The organism is Methylobacterium sp. M6A4_1b, assembly GCF_053345175.1.
In genome coordinates, this window is sequence record NZ_JBKEZQ010000002.1 from 149394 (window position 1) to 166331 (window position 16938).

General features: G+C 68.4%; 12 protein-coding genes. 5 read left to right on the top strand and 7 right to left on the bottom strand.

All coding sequences use genetic code 11. From position 1 onward, the window contains the following. The first annotated feature begins 63 nt into the window (after positions 1-63). On the top strand, positions 64-513 hold the full coding sequence (locus ACLBWX_RS02765) for a Tellurite resistance protein TerB (RefSeq protein WP_447675564.1): 450 nt from the start codon (positions 64-66) through the stop codon (positions 511-513). A 3-nt stretch (positions 514-516) separates the two neighbouring features. Here the strand turns inward: ACLBWX_RS02765 and ACLBWX_RS02770 are convergent, their stop codons facing one another. Both ACLBWX_RS02770 and ACLBWX_RS02775 read right to left on the bottom strand, forming a co-directional pair. Next, the gene (locus ACLBWX_RS02770; protein WP_447675565.1) at positions 517-909 is read right to left on the bottom strand and encodes a phage holin family protein; all 393 of its coding nucleotides are present in this window, start codon (positions 907-909) and stop codon (positions 517-519) included. Between the two features lie 132 nt (positions 910-1041). Beyond that, positions 1042-2466, bottom strand: a complete 1425-nt coding sequence (locus ACLBWX_RS02775; protein ID WP_447675566.1) for a DEAD/DEAH box helicase family protein — start codon at positions 2464-2466, stop codon at positions 1042-1044. A gap of 182 nt (positions 2467-2648) precedes the next feature. On the opposite strand from ACLBWX_RS02775, the gene ACLBWX_RS02780 reads away from it, so the two are divergent. Continuing rightward, the gene (locus ACLBWX_RS02780; protein ID WP_447675567.1) at positions 2649-3287 is read left to right on the top strand and encodes a hypothetical protein; all 639 of its coding nucleotides are present in this window, start codon (positions 2649-2651) and stop codon (positions 3285-3287) included. 6 nt (positions 3288-3293) lie between these two features. Here the strand turns inward: ACLBWX_RS02780 and ACLBWX_RS02785 are convergent, their stop codons facing one another. Further along, positions 3294-5348 (bottom strand): methyl-accepting chemotaxis protein, encoded by a 2055-nt coding sequence (locus tag ACLBWX_RS02785; RefSeq protein ID WP_447675568.1) that lies wholly within the window; start codon positions 5346-5348, stop codon positions 3294-3296. A 484-nt stretch (positions 5349-5832) separates the two neighbouring features. Between ACLBWX_RS02785 and uvrA the strand changes: the two genes are divergently transcribed. From uvrA to ACLBWX_RS02800, 3 genes are all read left to right on the top strand, one after another. Next, entirely contained in the window at positions 5833-8808 is a 2976-nt protein-coding gene (gene uvrA, locus ACLBWX_RS02790; RefSeq protein WP_447675569.1) for an excinuclease ABC subunit UvrA, read from the top strand. 500 nt (positions 8809-9308) lie between these two features. Then, a complete protein-coding gene (locus ACLBWX_RS02795) occupies positions 9309-10310 on the top strand; it encodes a hypothetical protein (RefSeq protein WP_056474713.1) in 1002 nt (333 codons plus the stop codon). 258 nt (positions 10311-10568) lie between these two features. Then, entirely contained in the window at positions 10569-11147 is a 579-nt protein-coding gene (locus tag ACLBWX_RS02800; RefSeq protein WP_447675570.1) for a fasciclin domain-containing protein, read from the top strand. 94 nt (positions 11148-11241) lie between these two features. Here the strand turns inward: ACLBWX_RS02800 and hflX are convergent, their stop codons facing one another. The 4 genes from hflX to ACLBWX_RS02820 form a co-directional block, all read right to left on the bottom strand. Next, entirely contained in the window at positions 11242-12657 is a 1416-nt protein-coding gene (gene hflX, locus ACLBWX_RS02805) for a GTPase HflX (protein WP_447675571.1), read from the bottom strand. Between the two features lie 113 nt (positions 12658-12770). Next, complete coding sequence (gene hfq / locus ACLBWX_RS02810) at positions 12771-13025, bottom strand: RNA chaperone Hfq (RefSeq protein ID WP_003600267.1); 255 nt, start codon at positions 13023-13025, stop codon at positions 12771-12773. 154 nt (positions 13026-13179) lie between these two features. Further along, a complete protein-coding gene (ntrX, locus tag ACLBWX_RS02815) occupies positions 13180-14550 on the bottom strand; it encodes a nitrogen assimilation response regulator NtrX (RefSeq protein WP_056474719.1) in 1371 nt (456 codons plus the stop codon). Further along, positions 14547-16916, bottom strand: a complete 2370-nt coding sequence (locus tag ACLBWX_RS02820) for an ATP-binding protein (RefSeq protein ID WP_447675572.1) — start codon at positions 16914-16916, stop codon at positions 14547-14549. The genes ntrX and ACLBWX_RS02820 overlap by 4 nt, the downstream gene beginning before the upstream one ends. Positions 16917-16938 lie beyond the last annotated feature (22 nt).

A 16938-nucleotide genomic window follows, 5' to 3' on the forward strand; every position in this document is an offset into this window, starting at 1 on the left:
CTGTCGCGGGGCGGTCCGGTCGGGTCCGGGTCCCGTCCTCCACAAGGATCTTCGGGGAACCGGATGGGTGTGTTTCAGGAGTTCGTCGGGCGCTTTTCCCAGACCATGGGGGCCTATCTCGGCGACCGGGTACTGATGGAGGCGGCGGTCTCGGCCTCGGCCAACGTGATCCTGGCCGATTACGAGATCGACGAGGAGGAGATCGAAGTGGCGCTGGCCGGCATGCGCGCCAACCCGATCCTCGAGCGGGGCTACGACACCCTGAAGCTGGAATCCGAGCTGTTCGAGGGCATCGCCCGCGCCCGCACACGCGCCGGCCGCGCCGAGAACCTGCATTTCGTCGCCGCCATCGCGGAGCGCGAGATCGTCCAGCGCACCAGCGTGTTCCTGATCGCCGCCGACGTCGCAGACCAGGCCGGGATCAGCGAGGCGGAGCACGCTGCCCTGGCCGAGATCGCCGCGGCGCTCGGCGTCGACAAGGACGCGCTTCTCGGCACGGTGCGGAAGGCCTGAGACTCAGTCGGCGACGCGGCCCGTCACCAGGGCGGCGTCCTTCTCCACCTGACGCTCGAAGCGGCGCGGCAGCAGGTTGGAGCGATCCATCCGGCGCAGCCCCAGCACCATCAGGACCAGAGCGATTCCTGCGAAGGGCGCCCCGACGATCAGCGCGGCCGCGATCTCCGACCCGATCAGGGCGGCAAGCCCCTTCACCAGCGCCACGAACAGCATCACCAGGGCGGCGACCACCAGGGTGAGCGCGGTGCCGAAGCGGGCGACGAGGCCGAGGATGGCGCGGATGTTTCCGTCCGTCTCCCGCCGCATCAGCTCGAGTTCCTGCCCGACGAGGTCGCCGCCGTGGCGCAGACCCTCGCTGATGAGGCGGGCAAGGCTCGGCGTCGGTCGTGCCATCGGATCGGGTCCTCTCGTCGCGTGCAGGTTCGTCGCGTGCGGATTCGTTTCAGGCATGCGCCCGCTGCGGACGGATCCCTGATGGCCACAACCGTGGCGGTTCGATCCCGTTCCAGCGGAACGCGATCGGCCTCAGGCCGCCTCGCTCGCCTGCACCGCGGCGATGGCCTTTGCGATGGCGTCGATGAGCGTGGTGTCCTCGCCCGCCATGGCGTCCATCGAGGCCATGCGGCCGACGACGGTGGCGGCGATGCTCTCCTCCACCGTGCCCTCCGCGAGGGCGTAGTGGATCGTCGCCCGCTGCCCGTCCCGGTGGCAGCGGCCCTCGATCTGCGCGAGCTGGATCGCGCTGTGGCGCAGGTCGTGGACGATCAGCGCGCGGGGTCTCTCGCCGCCCGGCAACTCGTGGGCGTGCAGGGAGATCGATTCCGTCACCGTGAAGACCACGGCGTCGAGCCCGCCTGTCTGGAAGGCGAGCCGCACCGCCTCGTTGGCGTCGCCCGACTGCGTGCCGGTGATCGCGTCGGCCCGCCAGCCCGCCGCGCGCAGGGCCTCCACCAGCGCGGCGGCCGTCTCCAGGAAGGCCACCGAGATCGCGACCGCGTGGCCGTCCTCCATCAGGAGATCGGCGAAGGCGGTGCTGCCGGAGACCCGAATCAGGCTGGCCTTCTGGCGGAAGCGCAGGTCCGCCGCCCAGCCCACCGGCCTGCGGGTGCTGCCGCCGAGGAGCCCCCATTCCCGGCGGAATTCCCGCCAGGTCGCGTCGTAGAGTCGGCGCTCCGACGGGCCGAGGGCGACTGCGCTCAGGGCGCGCTGCACCTCCGGCCAGCCCGCGATGTCGCCGGGGCGCCGGCGCAGGCCGATCGCGCGCGTCCCCGTGAACAGCAGGTCGGCCATCACCGTGCAGTCGCGCGGGTTCGCCTCCCAGGACCAGTTGGTCCAACGCCCCTTGGCGCGCCCGATCCCGAGCCGCTGCATCAGGCCCCGGAACTCAGCCAGGGTCTCGGTCGGCTGTCCCGCGGCTTCGCCGAGCAGGCGCCCGAGATAGGAAAGCTCGTGAGGAGCCTGTCCGGCGGTGGCGCTGAGGTAGATCGTGAAGGTCGCCGCGTCCGCGAACTGCCGGCAGACGAGGCTCTGCTGGGCGTAGGGATTCCGGAGGCGGTGGCTCTCGTCGAAGACCACCAGCGGCCAGGTCCGTTTCGGCGTGCCGTGCCGCGCGAGCGCGTTGTTCTTGGCCCGGGTCGAGCGCCGGTTGGCGGCCGGGGGGGCTGCCATCAGCGCCTTGGTGCGCTCGTAGTTGGTCAGCGTCACCGCCTTCTCGCCGAGCCCCGACAGGGCGATGGTGCGTCGCCATTGCGGCATCGCGCCCTTGGGGCAGACGATGAGGACCTCGCGCTCGGGCATGGCCGCGACCGCGCTCCAGACCGACAGGGTCTTGCCGAGCCCGGTCGTGTCGCCGAGCAGGAATCCCGTCCGGCCCGCCGCACGCGCGGCCAGGATCGCATCGCGGGCGGCGAGCTGGTGCGGGCGCGGCACGAGGCGGTCGCCGAAGACCATCAGGCCTGGTTTCCCGATGCACGGAGGCGAGGAGACTTGATCCTCGTCGCGGCCTTGCACGCATGCTCGCGAAGTCTTGGGCCGGCCCTCACCATCTTTTGAAAACCTTGGAACTGTTCAGGTTGTGCTTTTGTTAAGGGGTCATCTCGGCGCGCAGTCGGGCACCCCACTCGGAGACATCGATGCCGACGATTCCGCTCTCCGCCGCTTCGCGCGCCCTGATCGTCCCCGGTCTCGGACTGATGATGCTCACGCTGCCCGCGAGCGCCCAGAGCGCCGAGGGCGGCCTGTTCGACCTGCTCTTTGCCCCCGCCCGTCCGGTGCAGCAAGTGGCGCCCGCGCCCGCGCCGGATTTTGACTACCAGCAGGCCCGCCGCTCGATTCGTCGCGTTGCCAGCCGCCAGCGACCGAAGATCCGCTACGCGGCACTTCCCAAATCCGAACCGCTGCAGATCAAGGTCACCGACCGGCAGACGCCCCTCGACCTGAAGGCCGGTCCCGCGGCCGCCTTCATGAAGGACGAGACCCTTCGCCCGGGTGACATCGTGGTGATGAAGGAGGGCGCCAAGGTCTTCGTCGGCCGGCCCGACGACCGTCACAGCGCCCGGGATTTCGAGAGCATCGGCCGATCCGATTTCGTCGACCGCCGGACCCGCAACCAGCTAGCCGCGATGATGCTTCCGATCGGCGCCATGCCGGCCGACCAGGCGCGCAAGATGATGGCGCAGGCGCGCAAAGTCATGCCCGCCGGCGTCGATCCGACCATCAAGCCCGAGCTGACGGCGATGCGCATCATCAACCCTTGGACGACCAATCCCTAGCCAGGATCAGGCGGCCCGGACCGTTACCAGGAAGCCGTCGACTTCGCGCCTCAGGGCCGCGGCCTGACGGGCGAGGACGCTCGCAGCCGTGAGCACCTGTGCAGAGCCGCTGCGGGCCGAGTCCGCCGCCTCGCGGACGCCGGCGATGTGACCGGACACGGCCCGGGTCCCTTCGGACGTGAGGACGGTGTTGCGGGCAATCTCCCGGGTTGTCGATTCCTGCTGATCCACCGCCGCGGCGACGTCGCCCGAGATCCGGCCGAGACGCTGGATGACTTCCATGATCCCGCCGATCGCCGTCACGGACGCGTCCGTCGATTGTGAGATCTCGGACACCTTGGCGCCGATCTCCTCGGTGGCCTTGGCGGTCTGGGTCGCGAGGCTCTTCACCTCCGCTGCGACGACGGCGAAGCCCCGTCCGGCCTCGCCGGCCCGCGCCGCCTCGATGGTGGCATTGAGTGCGAGCAGGTTCGTCTGGGCCGCGATGCTGCTGATCAGGCCGACGATCTCGCCGATGCTGCTCGCTGCCTGCGCCAGGCGGTTCACGTCCTCGGCCATCCGGGCGGCATCGCGCTCGGCCTCGTTCGCGACCGCGCTCGAGGCCTCGACCCGGTTGCCGATCTCGCGCACCGAGGCGCTCAGCTCTTCGGTGGCGGCCGCCACCGTATCGGCCGTGGCCGCGGTCTCGCTCGAGGCGGCCGCCACGGAGCCGCTGAGGGATGCGGTGTCGCTCGCAGCCTGCGTCAGCGCATAGGCCGCGGTCTCCAGCTGGCTCGAAGCGGCCGAGACCGCCTCGACGATGCCGCTCGCCTGAGCCTCGAAGCGATCGGCCAGCGCCACCATCTCGGCGCGCCGGGCCGCCGCCGCATTGGCGGTGACGTGGTCCGCCTCGGCGGCGATGCGCCGGCGCTCGGCCACGCTGGCCTGGAAGTCGAGGGCCGCCGCCGCGATGGCGCGGACCTCGCGGGCGCCTTTCCGCGGGATCGTGCCGGCCTCCTCCCCGCGCCCGATCGCCGTGAGCGAAGCGGCGATCCGGGTGAGCGGACGGGCGATGGCGGTGCCGAAGGCGAAAGCGAGGCCGCAGGACAGGCCGAGGGTCGTGAGGCCGACGGCCATCCAGAGCATGACGCTCCGTTCGGCCGCGGCCCCGGCGGCTCCGGCGGCCGTGCCGAGATCGGCGGTGAGCCGGTCTTCGATGGATTTCAGGGCGTCGATGCGCTGGGTGGCGAGGCCGAACCAGGCGGGGGCGTCGGTGAAGGCGAGCGCGCTACCGGCGGGCGTATCGAGAACGAGGCGGCGCAGGCGGTCGACTTCCCGGGCCGCGGGCGTGGCCTTGCCGGCGTCGAGGAGCGCCGCCTGCGCCGGCTCGGCGCCGAGGCGGAACAGCGATTCGTAGATGGTCTGGCCGGCGTTGAGGCCGGCCAGCCGCTCGTGGCCGGAAAGATCGATGCGGCCGGCACCGAAGATCGCCGAAGCGGCGGCCCGCTCCTGTCCCGCGAGTTCCTTGAGCGCCATGAAGGACGAGTAGGAGGCGATGCGCGCGGAGAGGTCCGCACTGGCGGCGACCTGGGAAACCTCGCGCACGAGATCGAGCGCGTTGGCGATGACGCCCGAATACAGCGCCATGTTCTGCGCCGGCGTCCGCCCGAGCGCGTCCACCGCGATGCGATGGGGACCGATGCCGCCGAGCTGCTCGTTGAGCGCATCGTTGCGTCGAACGACGCCGGCTCCGACGGCGGCGAGATCGAGCTCGGCCTCACCTTCATCCAGTGCCTTGCGGGCGGCATCGGTGCGCAGGCGCTGGGCGTCGAGCTCGGCGCGGAACTGGGTGCCCTTGGCGCCGAGATACAGACTGGAGGCGCCGCGCTCGCGCTGAACCTCGTGCACCAGGGCGCTGATGCGCCCCGCCATGCCGACGAGCGCCTGTACGTTCGTCATCCGGGTTCGCATGTCCATTCGCTCGGTGACCGCAAGTCCGACGACCAGCGCGAAAGCGAGGCATGGCGCCAATGCAACCAGAAGTATGCGTGCGCGTAGCGACGAGAGCAGACCGGAAGACATGGAAGGAGACCTGCGTGAAACCGTTGCCTTCCTTCTCGATGTCGAGGGTAAAAGTTGCGTTTCGACACCGAGACATGTTCATTTTTTGATCAGATATCTTAGTTTTTGTGCAGATACTTTGACAGGATCTTTGGGGACATCCGATTGCTTGCCTGCGCTGGCCCGCGATGATCTCGGCAATCGCATCCCTTCCATCAGCCATCGCGGGCCGGTCGATGCGTCCCGGGCCGTCGACGATCGGGAGCCCCGCGAAGCGTCGCAGCGGGTGCGAAATCTGCACATGCCTTCGCATCCACCTCCCCGGCCGACGCTCTGCGCCATTCGAAAGCCTCGCGATGTTGTCCGCGTACGCATTTTGTTCTAGCTGAGGGACGGATATGCGCGGCGCGCGTCTTGCCCGACGTGGTGGCGCGCCCGACATGCCGCGGGGGCTCCGGTCGAGTCCTACCGAGTTCCGCGCCGCAGACGTTTCCGAAGAGACTCCATGGCCAAAGCCAAAGCCGCCGCCAAGAAATCGCAAGCCGAGGCCGAGCGGGTCGAAGCCAAGATCGAGGCCTTGTTCGACGGCGCCCGCGATGCGCGCGTCATCTCGGTGCGCGGCGCCCGAGAGCACAACCTGAAGAACATCGACCTGACGATTCCGCGGGATCGACTCGTCGTCTTCACTGGGTTGTCCGGCTCCGGCAAGTCGTCGCTCGCCTTCGACACGATCTATGCGGAGGGTCAGCGCCGCTACGTCGAATCCCTCTCGGCCTATGCGCGCCAGTTTCTGGAGATGATGTCGAAGCCCGACGTCGACCAGATCGACGGTCTGTCGCCGGCGATCTCCATCGAGCAGAAGACCACCTCGAAGAACCCTCGCTCGACGGTCGGCACGGTCACCGAAATCTACGACTACATGCGCCTGCTCTGGGCGCGGGTCGGAATTCCCTACTCGCCCGCCACGGGCCTGCCGATCGAGAGTCAGACGGTCAGCCAGATGGTGGACCGGGTCCTCGCCCTACCGGAGAAGAGCCGCCTCTACCTGCTCGCGCCGGTGATCCGCGGCCGGAAGGGCGAGTACCGCAAGGAGATCGCCGAATTCCAGAAGAAGGGCTTCCAGCGCCTGCGCGTCGACGGCGAGTATCATGCCATCGACGACGTGCCGAAGCTCGACAAGAAGCTCAAGCACGACATCGACGTGGTGGTGGACCGGATCGTGGTCCGGGCGGACATCGCCGCCCGTCTGGCTGATTCGTTCGAGACGGCGCTGGAGCTCGCCGACGGCATTGCGTTGATCGAGTTCGCCGACACGCCCCAGGGGGAAGCGCCGCGCGAGGCGATCACCTTCTCGTCGCGCTTCGCCTGTCCCGTCTCCGGCTTCACCATCGCGGAGATCGAGCCGCGGCTGTTCTCGTTCAACAATCCCTTCGGCGCCTGCCCGACCTGCGGCGGCATCGGCCACGAGATGCGGATCGACCCCGAGCTCGTGATCTCGGATGCCAAGCTCAGCCTGAAGCGCGGCGCTGTCGGCCCCTGGGCGAAGTCGACCTCGCCCTATTACGGCCAGACCCTCGACGCGCTGGCCCGCCATTACGGCTTCAAGACCACGGTGCCGTGGGGCGACCTGCCGGCGAAGGCCCGCGACGTGATCCTCTATGGCACGGGCGCTGAGTCGGTGCGCTTCGCCTATGATGACGGGATGCGGGCCTACGAGGTCAACAAGCCCTTCGAGGGCGTCGTCCCGAACCTGGAGCGGCGTTACAAGGAGACGGAGAGCGACACCTCGCGTGAGGAGATCGCGCGCTTCATGAGCGAGACGCCCTGCGCCAGCTGCGGCGGCAAGCGCCTGAAACTCGAAGCCCTGTCGGTCAAGATCGCCATGCAGGATGTGGGCGAGATCACCGCTCTCTCGGTGCGCGACGCCCACGCCTGGTTCTCGGACCTGCCGGACAAGCTCACCGACAAGCAGAACGAGATCGCCTTCCGGATCCTCAAGGAGATCCGCGACCGCCTGACCTTCCTGATCGATGTCGGGCTCGAATACCTGACCCTGGCGCGCGGCTCGGGCTCTCTTTCGGGCGGCGAGAGCCAGCGCATCCGCCTCGCCTCGCAGATCGGCTCCGGGCTCACCGGCGTTCTCTACGTCCTCGACGAGCCGTCCATCGGTCTGCACCAGCGCGACAACGAGCGCCTGCTCGGCACGCTGAAGCGCCTGCGCGACCTCGGCAACTCGGTGATCGTGGTCGAGCACGACGAGGACGCCATCCTGCAGGCCGATTACGTCGTCGATGTCGGCCCCGGTGCCGGCATCCATGGCGGCCAGATCATCGCCCAGGGGACCCCCGAGGAGGTCCTGAAGAATCCGGCATCGCTCACCGCCAAGTATCTCACCGGGGAGATGAGCGTCCGCGTTCCGACGGCGCGCCGTAAGGGCCGCAAGGGCAAGCTCAGCCTCGTCGGCGCCCGCGGAAACAACCTGAAGAACGTCTCGGTGGAGATCCCGCTCGGCACCTTCACCTGCATCTCCGGCGTCTCCGGCGGCGGGAAGTCGACCCTGATCATCGACACGCTCTACAAGGCGGTGGCGAAATCCCTGAATGGCGCTCTGGAGCATCCGGCACCCTTCGAGCGGCTGGACGGGCTGGAGCACCTCGACAAGGTCATCGACATCGACCAGTCGCCGATCGGCCGCACGCCGCGCTCCAACCCGGCCACCTACACGGGCGCCTTCACGCCGATCCGCGACTGGTTCGCGGGGCTGCCCGAGGCCAAGGCCCGCGGCTATCAGGCCGGGCGGTTCTCGTTCAACGTGAAGGGCGGTCGCTGCGAAGCCTGTTCGGGCGACGGCGTGATCAAGATCGAGATGCACTTCCTGCCGGACGTCTACGTCACCTGCGACGTCTGCAAGGGCCGTCGCTACGATCGCGAGACCCTGGAGGTGAAGTACCGCGACCATTCCATCGCCGACGTGCTCGACATGACCGTCGAGGAGGCCGCCGACCTGTTCAAGGCGGTGCCGACGATCCGCGAGAAGATGGAGACCCTGGCCCGGGTCGGCCTCGGCTACGTCAAGGTCGGTCAGCAGGCGACGACCCTGTCGGGCGGCGAGGCCCAGCGCGTGAAACTCTCCAAAGAACTGTCGAAGCGGGCCACCGGCCGTACGCTCTACATTCTGGACGAGCCGACGACGGGCCTGCACTTCCACGACGTCGCCAAGCTGATGGAGGTGCTTCACGAACTCGTCGACCAGGGCAACACGGTCGTGGTGATCGAGCACAACCTCGAAGTCATCAAGACCGCCGACTGGGTCATCGACATGGGTCCCGAAGGCGGCGACGGCGGCGGTGTCGTCGTGGCCGAAGGAACGCCCGAGCAGATCGCCAAGTCGCGGGCGAGCCATACGGGCCGATTCCTGCGCGACGTCCTGGCCCGGCGGCCGGCGGCTGCCTCCACGAAGGGCCGCGCCGCCGCCGAATAGCGCGCCCAGGCTCCGCAATACCGGGCGATTCGCCCGGTCGGATCCACCGCAAGGCGTTCCGCGGCGCATCAATCGGCCGAAACGGGTTCACCCGCAGGACCGGCCTGCGCAACGGCCCGGGCATCCTTGCCGGATGTTCCCGGCGCGGAACCGTAACCATAACAGCTTGAGGGTTCAGCGGTATTTTGCCGGGCTCGCCTCCGAAAGCAGCGTGTTCGCCTCCGCCAACCTGCTCAAAAGGTTAACAAATCCTTCCGCGGCACTGCACTGAAAATGCGGCTTTTGCGCAACGGTGTGGGTCGAACTGCCCCGTTTCCAAGCATTCCGCTGTCCTTCCGCGGCGTCCTGTAGAATAGTTCTCGACGTTGAGACTTGAGAACGGGCCGCAAGGGGGGCCGCCGAACCAACTGCAAACAAGCTGCGAACAAGCGGCGCATCGGCAGAATGGTTCGGATGGCTACGCGGCGGACGCCTGAAATCCTTGGGAAGGAAGAGTAAAAATGTCGAAGAACTGGCTCGTCGCCGGAGCGCTCGCGCTCACGGCCAGCATGACCGCCACCGCGTCCTACGCGCAGACCACCACGGTTCCGGGTGAGACGGTCGGCCTCGCGGTCGGCGCCCCGCTGCCCGAGGGCGTGTATGGCATCAACACGTTCACCTATCGCGGTCGGGACAACAGCCCGGTCGGCAGCGTCGATACGGCCGTCAACGTTCCGGCTCTCGTGTGGTCGACGCCGTTCGTCCCCTTCGGTGGCCGCGTCGAGCTCCTCGTCGCTCCTCCGACCGTCTTCGTGTTCGGTAAGGGCAACCGTGGTGGCGACGTCCGCGATCTCTCGATCAACGTCGGTACCTTCGTCGGCGGCATCTGGGCCTTCGATCTCGGCGGCAACTTCGGCGTCAGCGTTCTGTTCGGCGCCTACCTGAACGAGCTGAACGGCGACCGTGGCGTCATCCGAAACAACGCTGGTGCTACTCTTCCCACGCCTGTGCTCACGCAGCTCGCCTCGAACACCTACCGCGCCGGCCTCGCCGGCAGCTACACCGGCGACGGCTGGAACGCGACTGCCAACCTGACCCTCAACTTCTATGACGGCCCGGCAACCTTCAGCGGGAACAACGCTTTCGGAACCCGCGGTCCGTTCAACATCTCCGACTCTCTGAACCTCGAACTGACGGCGACGAAGAAGTTCGGCAAGTTCGAGATCGGTGCCATCGGCTACGGTACGGTCAACCTGCAGGGTGACAAGTTCCTCTATGCAGACGCTGCGACCATCCCGGTGGGCGTCACGAACAGCCGCATTGGTCGCGGCGGCCGCTTCCTCCTGGGTGGCCTCATCGGCTACGATTTCGGCCTGTTCACGACCCAGGCTTACGTGGCTCGCACGGTGGCGCGCACCTCTGATCAGATCGATACCACCGAGGGCTGGTTCCGCGTTGTCGTTCCGCTGTACTCGCCGACCCCGGCCGTGGCTTCGGCTGCTCCGATCATCCGCAAGTACTGATCTCGACGCCGGCGGCGAGGCTGGACCTCGCCGCCGCATAGACCAGGGAAGCCCGTCCGACCTCATGGTCAGGCGGGCTTTTGCGTTCGGGAACGCCGACTTCCCGCAACTGAAATGCCCGCCGGTGCTGCGCGGCGGCAAGGCATTCCAGCAAAGCCGGTCCAGCCCGCTCCTGCATCTGAAACTTTCTGCCACGGCGCTCCGTAACGGCCGCTGACCCCCCTCGAAGGGGCAACCGTTTCTCAGAGGATGCGCTTCATGATCAATCTTCACCCCCGTCGTCCGGTGGCGTCCCGGGTCGCCGCCGTCGTACTCGCCGTCTCGGTCGGCGCCGCCTTCCCGGTCGCGGCCTTCGCGAAGAACCCGATGGTCGGCGGCGCGCCGATGTACGCCTCGAAGACCATCGTCGAAAACGCGGTGAACTCGAAGGACCACACCACGCTGGTCGCCGCCGTGAAGGCCGCCGGCCTCGTCGACACCCTGGCCGGCCCCGGCCCCTTCACGGTGTTCGCGCCCACCAACGCCGCCTTCGCCAAGCTGCCGGCCGGCACCGTCGAGACCCTGGTCAAGCCCGAGAACAAGGTGACGCTCACCAAGATCCTGACCTACCACGTGGTCCCCGGCACCTACACGGCCAAGGACCTGATGAAGCTCGCGAAGGATGGCGGCGGCGAAGCGCAGCTGAAGACGGTCGAGGGCGCGCCGCTCATCGTCCAGACCAAGGGCAAGAAGGTCTACGTGACCGATGCCAAGGGCAGCACCGCCACCGTCACCACCGCCAACGTGATGCAGTCGAACGGCGTCATCCACGTCATCAACGGCGTGCTCCAGCCCTGATCCCTTCGGGACCCGGCGTCACCTGACGCGAACGCCCGCGATCCGACANTCGCGGGCGTTTCGTTATTCCAGGCCTCGGAGTGCGAATGCGGCCTCAGCTCACCCGGTTGAGGCGTCGTGCGCCCTCGAAGCGGTTGAGAAAGCGCGGCTCCTTCTCCGGCGCGATGCGGATGGCGAGGTGCATCGTGCCGCCCTCCTCCTCGCGCCGGTCCAGCACCTCGGCATTCTCGTAGAGCCAGTGCAGGGCGGCGCCGTCCTCCGGCGGCAGGATCACCGCGAAGGTGGAGCGCTGGCGGGCGATCCGCGCCTCGATGCGCGCGGTGAGCATTCCGAGCCCCTCCCCCGTCAGGGCGGAGACCAGGACGGGCGCATCGCTGTCACGGTCGCTGCGCCCGTGTCCGCTGAGATTGAGGAGCCGCGTGCGCTCGTCGACGTCGAGGAGATCGGCCTTGTTCCAGACCTCGATGATGCGCGAGGCGGACGTCTCGATTCCGAGTTCGCGCAGCACCGAACCGACATCCTCCGCCTGGGCGGCGCTGTCGACGTGGGAGACGTCGCGGACGTGCAACAGGATGTCGGCATGGATCACGTCCTCCAGGGTGGCCCGGAAGGCCGCGATCAGGGAGGTCGGGAGTTCCGAGATGAAGCCCACCGTGTCGGAGAGGATCACCGTCTCCCCGTGGGGCAGCTTCGTCGCCCGCGCCGTCGGATCGAGGGTGGCGAACAGCATGTCCTGCGCCATCACCTGGGCCTTGGTGAGGGTGTTGAACAGCGTTGACTTCCCGGCATTGGTGTAGCCGACGAGCGCGACGATCGGGTACGGCACCCGGGCGCGGCTCTGCCGGTGCAGGCCGCGGGTGCGGGTGACGCTGTCGAGCTCGCGCTCGATCTTGGTCATCCGCTCCTGGATCATGCGCCGGTCGGCCTCGATCTGCGTCTCGCCGGGGCCGCCGAGGAAGCCGAAGCCGCCGCGCTGGCGCTCCAAGTGGGTCCAGGACCGTACGAGGCGACTCTTCTGGTAGGCGAGGTGCGCGTGTTCGACCTGAAGCGTGCCCTCGCGCGTCGAGGCGCGGCGCCCGAAGATCTCGAGAATGAGGCCGGTCCGGTCGATGACCTTGCAGCCGAACGCCTTCTCGAGGTTGCGCTGCTGGACCGGCGAGAGGGCGCAGTCCATCACCACGAGACCGATTTCGCGGGCGCGGATCACACCGGCCAGTTCCTCGACCCGGCCCTTGCCGAGATAGGTGGAGGGGCGGATGCGCTGGACCGGCGCGACGATGGCTTCGACCACGTCGAGTTCGATCGCGGCCGCGAGGCCGGCGGCCTCGTCGAGGCGGGCCTCGGTGGAGCGCAGGGCCTCCGGGCTGCCGTTGGCATTACCCCGGGCCGCTGCGGCGGCGCGCCCGAGATAGGGGCCGACGACGAGGGTGTGGGTTGCTGCCGCGATATCGCCCTCCGGAGCGGCCATCGCCTGGAGCCGGGCTTCGCCGGGCGTCATCGTTTCCGTCATGAAGGTCTTCGTTTCACCCTGTCCTGCGTGTCTTCAGGACAATGGGCGCTTGCCGGCCCCAGACAAGGGCGCGGCAAGCCTTTCCGGACGCAGAGAGGCCGTTTCGCGCGATCTCAGGCCTTTTCCGGAGCCGTCTCGTCGGGTTCGAAGAGCTGGACCGGATGACCGGGCATGATCGTCGAGATCGCGTGCTTGTAGACGAGCTGAGAATGACCGTCCCGACGCAGAAGCACGCAGAAATTGTCGAACCACGTCACGACGCCCTGAAGCTTGACGCCGTTGACGAGAAAGATTGTCAGCGGAATTTTGTTCTTGCGAACATGGTTCAGGAACGTGTCCTGGAGGTTCTGAGCGCGCTCGCCCGCCATTTTTTCTTATCCTTGGTTCGCATCGCCGCCCGCCGTGATGACGGGTTCTCATCTGTTGGTCACGCGGGCACCGAAATGGCGAACAACGCCGCGTCGGTGCGGGAACATTACACGTGTAACGGGCCCACGATGCAAGTGCATCGCCGCCGCGATCTCAGGGCCCTATGCCGAGGGACTTGAGTTTCCGGTGGAGCGCGGAGCGCTCCATGCCGATGAATTCCGCGGTACGGGAAATGTTGCCCGAGAACCGGGCGATCTGCGCCACGAGATATTCGCGCTCGAAGATCTCGCGCGCCTCTCGCAACGCGAGGCTCATCAGCTTCTCGCCGCCCGAGCCGTTCGGGGTCGTCGGCACCAGGGCGCCGATCTCGGTCGGCAACATTTCCGAGGTCACCTCCTGATCCGGGTCGGTGTGGGTCAGGATCATCAGCCGCTCGACGTTGTTGCGCAACTGGCGGATGTTGCCGGGCCAGTCGTGCGACTGCAGGACGGCCATGGCGTCCTCGGCGATGCGCCGGCGCGGCAGGCCGGTGGCACCGGAGATCTGTTCCATGAAGAAGGCGATCAGTTCCGGCACGTCCTCCCGCCGCTCCGACAGGGACGGGACCCGGATCGGCACCACCGACAGGCGGTGGAACAGGTCTTCGCGGAAGCGCCCGGCGGCGATCTCCTCGGCGAGGTCCCGCGACGAGGACGAGATGATGCGCACGTCCACATGGACCCGGGTGGTACCGCCGACGCGCTGGAAGTTCTGGTCGACCAGCACCCGCAGGATGCGGTTCTGGGTCTCACGCGGCATGTCGGCGACTTCGTCGATGTAGAGCGAGCCGCCATGGGCCTCCTCGAGGGCGCCGACCCGGCGCGCCCGGCCCTCGCCCGCCTCGACGCCGAACAGCTCGGCCTCCATCGTGTCCGGGGTGATGGTGGCGGCGTTGATCACCACGAACGGCCCGCTGGCCCGGGACGACAGGGCGTGGAGCGTGCGCGCCGAGAGTTCCTTGCCCGAGCCCGGCGCCCCCAGGATCATCACGCGGGCATTGGTGGGCGCCACCCGCTCCACGGTCTGGCGCAGCTGGTTGACCACCACCGAGGCGCCGACGAGCCGGCTCGCCTGGCCCGACCGCGCCTTGAGGTCGCGGACCTCGCGCTTGAGGCGGGAGGCTTCGAGAGCCCGCTCGGCCACGAGGATCAGCCGGTCGGCCTTGAACGGCTTCTCGATGAAGTCGTAGGCCCCCGCCTTGATCGCGGCGACGGCGGTCTCGATGTTGCCGTGGCCCGAAATCATCACCACCGGCAGATCGGGATGGCCGGCCTTGATCTGGTCGAGCACCTGCAGGCCGTCGAGGCGCGAGCCCTGCAGCCAGATGTCCAGGAAGACGAGGTGGGGCCGGCGCGACTCGATGGCGGCCAGGGCCTCGTCGGAACCGCCGGCGGTGCGGGTGCGGTGGCCCTCGTCGTCGAGGATGCCGGCCACGAGGTCGCGGATGTCGGCTTCGTCGTCGACGATCAGGATATCGGCGCTCATGACTGGATCTCCGCGATTGGGGGGGCCGTCCGCGCGGCGCCCTTCTCATCCTGCGCGGAGGGTTTGCCCTCCGGCGGCGTGTGGGTGGCTGAGTCTCGGGCGGGGGCGACGGCGCCGTCGCGCGGGACGCGCAGGCGCACGCGCCCGCCCCGACCATCCGGATTGTCGTTCAATTCGATCCCGCCGCCATGCTCTTCGAGGACTTTGCTGACGATGGCCAGGCCCAGGCCGGTGCCACCCTCGCGGGTGGTCATATAGGGCTCCAGCAGCCGCTGGCGCCCCTCGGCGGGAAATCCCTTGCCGTTATCGGTGACCTCGATGACCACGAAGCCGTCCTCCAGGACGAGGCGGACATCGACCCGGCCCTGGCCGAGCTCGGCCTCCGGCACGGCCTGCACCGCCTCGACGGCGTTCTTCAGGATGTTCGTGATCGCCTGGGACAGGAGACGGATGTCGAAGGCCGCCAGGATCGGCTGGTCGCCGTCCTCGCCGAACGAGAACTCCATATCGGGATGCGCCACGCGCATCATGAACAGGTTCTGGCGGGTGATCTCGCTGAGATCGTTCCGGGCGATGGCGGGCTTGGGCATCCGCGCGAAGGACGAGAACTCGTCGACCATGCGCTTGATCTCGTCCACCTGCCGGACGATCGTCGCCGTGCACTGGTCGAACACCTCCTTGTCGGTGGTGATGACCTTGCCGTACTTGCGCCGGATGCGCTCGGCCGAGAGCTGGATCGGGGTCAGCGGGTTCTTGATCTCGTGGGCGATGCGCCGGGCCACGTCCGCCCAGGCCGAGGTGCGCTGGGCCGAGACGAGGTCGGTGATGTCGTCGAGGGTGACGACGAAGCCGCGGGCGCCTCCCTGCGCCTGCTCGCTGGTCACCCGCACGGTCACGGTGCGCTCGCGGCCGTCCCGCGTGAGCTGGATCTGCTGCTGCATGGTGCGCAGACGAGCCTCGCCGCCCTCGGGGAACAGCGCCTGCAACTCGGGCACGGCCTGGGTCAGCGGCTGGCCGACGATCGCGTCGGCGGGCAGGCCCAGGGTGCGCTCGACCGAGGGATTGGCGATGGTGACGTGGCCCGCCGCGTCGACGCCGAGGACGCCGGGCGAAACGCCGGCCAGCACCGCCTCGGTGAAGCGCCGGCGCCGGTCGATGAGGTCGCTCGCCGCCGTCAGCCCGTCGTGCTGGCGCCGCAGCTCCTGGGTCATCTTGTTGAAGCTCTCGGACAGGTGCGCGAGGTCGCCGTCGCTCTTCCGGGCCGGCACCTGTGCGTAGAAGTTGCCCGAGGCGACCTGGTCGGCCGCGTTGATCAGGCGCCGGATCGGTGCGACGAAGCGGTTGGCGAAGTTGAGGCCGAACCACACGGCCGAGAGCAGCGCGATCAGCGCGATCAGCGCGAAGACCGAGGCGAAGCTGATCTGGATCGAGCGCTTAAGGGAGTCGTAGGTCAGGTATTCGGCCGCTGCGGCGCGCGACACGCCGGGGAATTCGATGGCGAGCTGGCTCACCTCGCGCTGCACCAGCAGCACGGCGCCGTCATAGGCCGGCATGCGCAGGAGGGCGGCGAAGACCCGGCCCTCGCTCGGCACAAGGCAGATCGGATCGACCGATTTGGCCGCGTCGTCGAAGGCCGCCGCGGAGGGCAGGCGCCGCTCCTTGAGGGCATCGATCTTGGCGCGGGCCACCACCTCGGTGGGTCCGCGCATGATTTCGGCGACAGGCAGGCCGAGGGCGGTGGCGCGGGTGGTGAGGAAGCTCTCGAACCAGCCGCGATTCACGTCGAAGTTCGGCCGCGCCCGGGTCAGGTCGTCGGCGAGGATGCGGATCTCGCGCGCCAGACTCTGGCACTGGTTCTCCTGGTAGGCATCCGCCACCTCGACGGATTTGAGCACCACGTCGCGCACCCGGTCGGTGAAGCCCAGGGACAGGCCGCGATCGATGGTCACCGCCGCCACGACCGCCAGCAGGACCGTCGGCAGAATGGCGATCAGGCTGAAGAGGCCGACGATCCGCGTGTGCAGCCGCGCCACGGCGGCGTTGGTCCGGCGCGCATGGAGGAAGACCCGCGCCTCCCAGGCGATGATCACCACGAGGCCGAGAACGAGGAAGACGTTGATCCCGAGGAGCGTCAGTCCCACCGTCGGGGTCGGCGTGACCCGGATGACCCCGGCCAGGATCAGGAAGGTGGTAATGGCCGAGACCAGCGCGGTGATGACCACCAGGGCGCCGACGAGGCCGGGACCGCGCGGTGGCGCGCGCACCACCACGGGCGGCCGGTCGACGCCCTCGGCGTCCGCCTGATCGGCGGTGCCGGAATCCTCCCCGGAGGGGTTCGAGATGTGAGACGAACGGAGCGGCGGCATGGCTGATGCGTCGCCACAACAG

Excerpts from the sequence above, each read along its gene's own strand:
- ACLBWX_RS02765 (WP_447675564.1), top strand. The coding sequence starts at position 64 with ATGGGTGTGTTTCAGGAGTTCGTCGGGCGCTTTTCCCAGACCATGGGG.
- ACLBWX_RS02770 (WP_447675565.1), bottom strand. The coding sequence starts at position 909 with ATGGCACGACCGACGCCGAGCCTTGCCCGCCTCATCAGCGAGGGTCTG.
- ACLBWX_RS02775 (WP_447675566.1), bottom strand. The coding sequence starts at position 2,466 with ATGGTCTTCGGCGACCGCCTCGTGCCGCGCCCGCACCAGCTCGCCGCC.
- ACLBWX_RS02780 (WP_447675567.1), top strand. The coding sequence starts at position 2,649 with ATGCCGACGATTCCGCTCTCCGCCGCTTCGCGCGCCCTGATCGTCCCC.
- ACLBWX_RS02785 (WP_447675568.1), bottom strand. The coding sequence starts at position 5,348 with ATGTCTTCCGGTCTGCTCTCGTCGCTACGCGCACGCATACTTCTGGTT.
- uvrA (WP_447675569.1), top strand. The coding sequence starts at position 5,833 with ATGGCCAAAGCCAAAGCCGCCGCCAAGAAATCGCAAGCCGAGGCCGAG.
- ACLBWX_RS02795 (WP_056474713.1), top strand. The coding sequence starts at position 9,309 with ATGTCGAAGAACTGGCTCGTCGCCGGAGCGCTCGCGCTCACGGCCAGC.
- ACLBWX_RS02800 (WP_447675570.1), top strand. The coding sequence starts at position 10,569 with ATGATCAATCTTCACCCCCGTCGTCCGGTGGCGTCCCGGGTCGCCGCC.
- hflX (WP_447675571.1), bottom strand. The coding sequence starts at position 12,657 with ATGACGGAAACGATGACGCCCGGCGAAGCCCGGCTCCAGGCGATGGCC.
- hfq (WP_003600267.1), bottom strand. The coding sequence starts at position 13,025 with ATGGCGGGCGAGCGCGCTCAGAACCTCCAGGACACGTTCCTGAACCAT.
- ntrX (WP_056474719.1), bottom strand. The coding sequence starts at position 14,550 with ATGAGCGCCGATATCCTGATCGTCGACGACGAAGCCGACATCCGCGAC.
- ACLBWX_RS02820 (WP_447675572.1), bottom strand. The coding sequence starts at position 16,916 with ATGCCGCCGCTCCGTTCGTCTCACATCTCGAACCCCTCCGGGGAGGAT.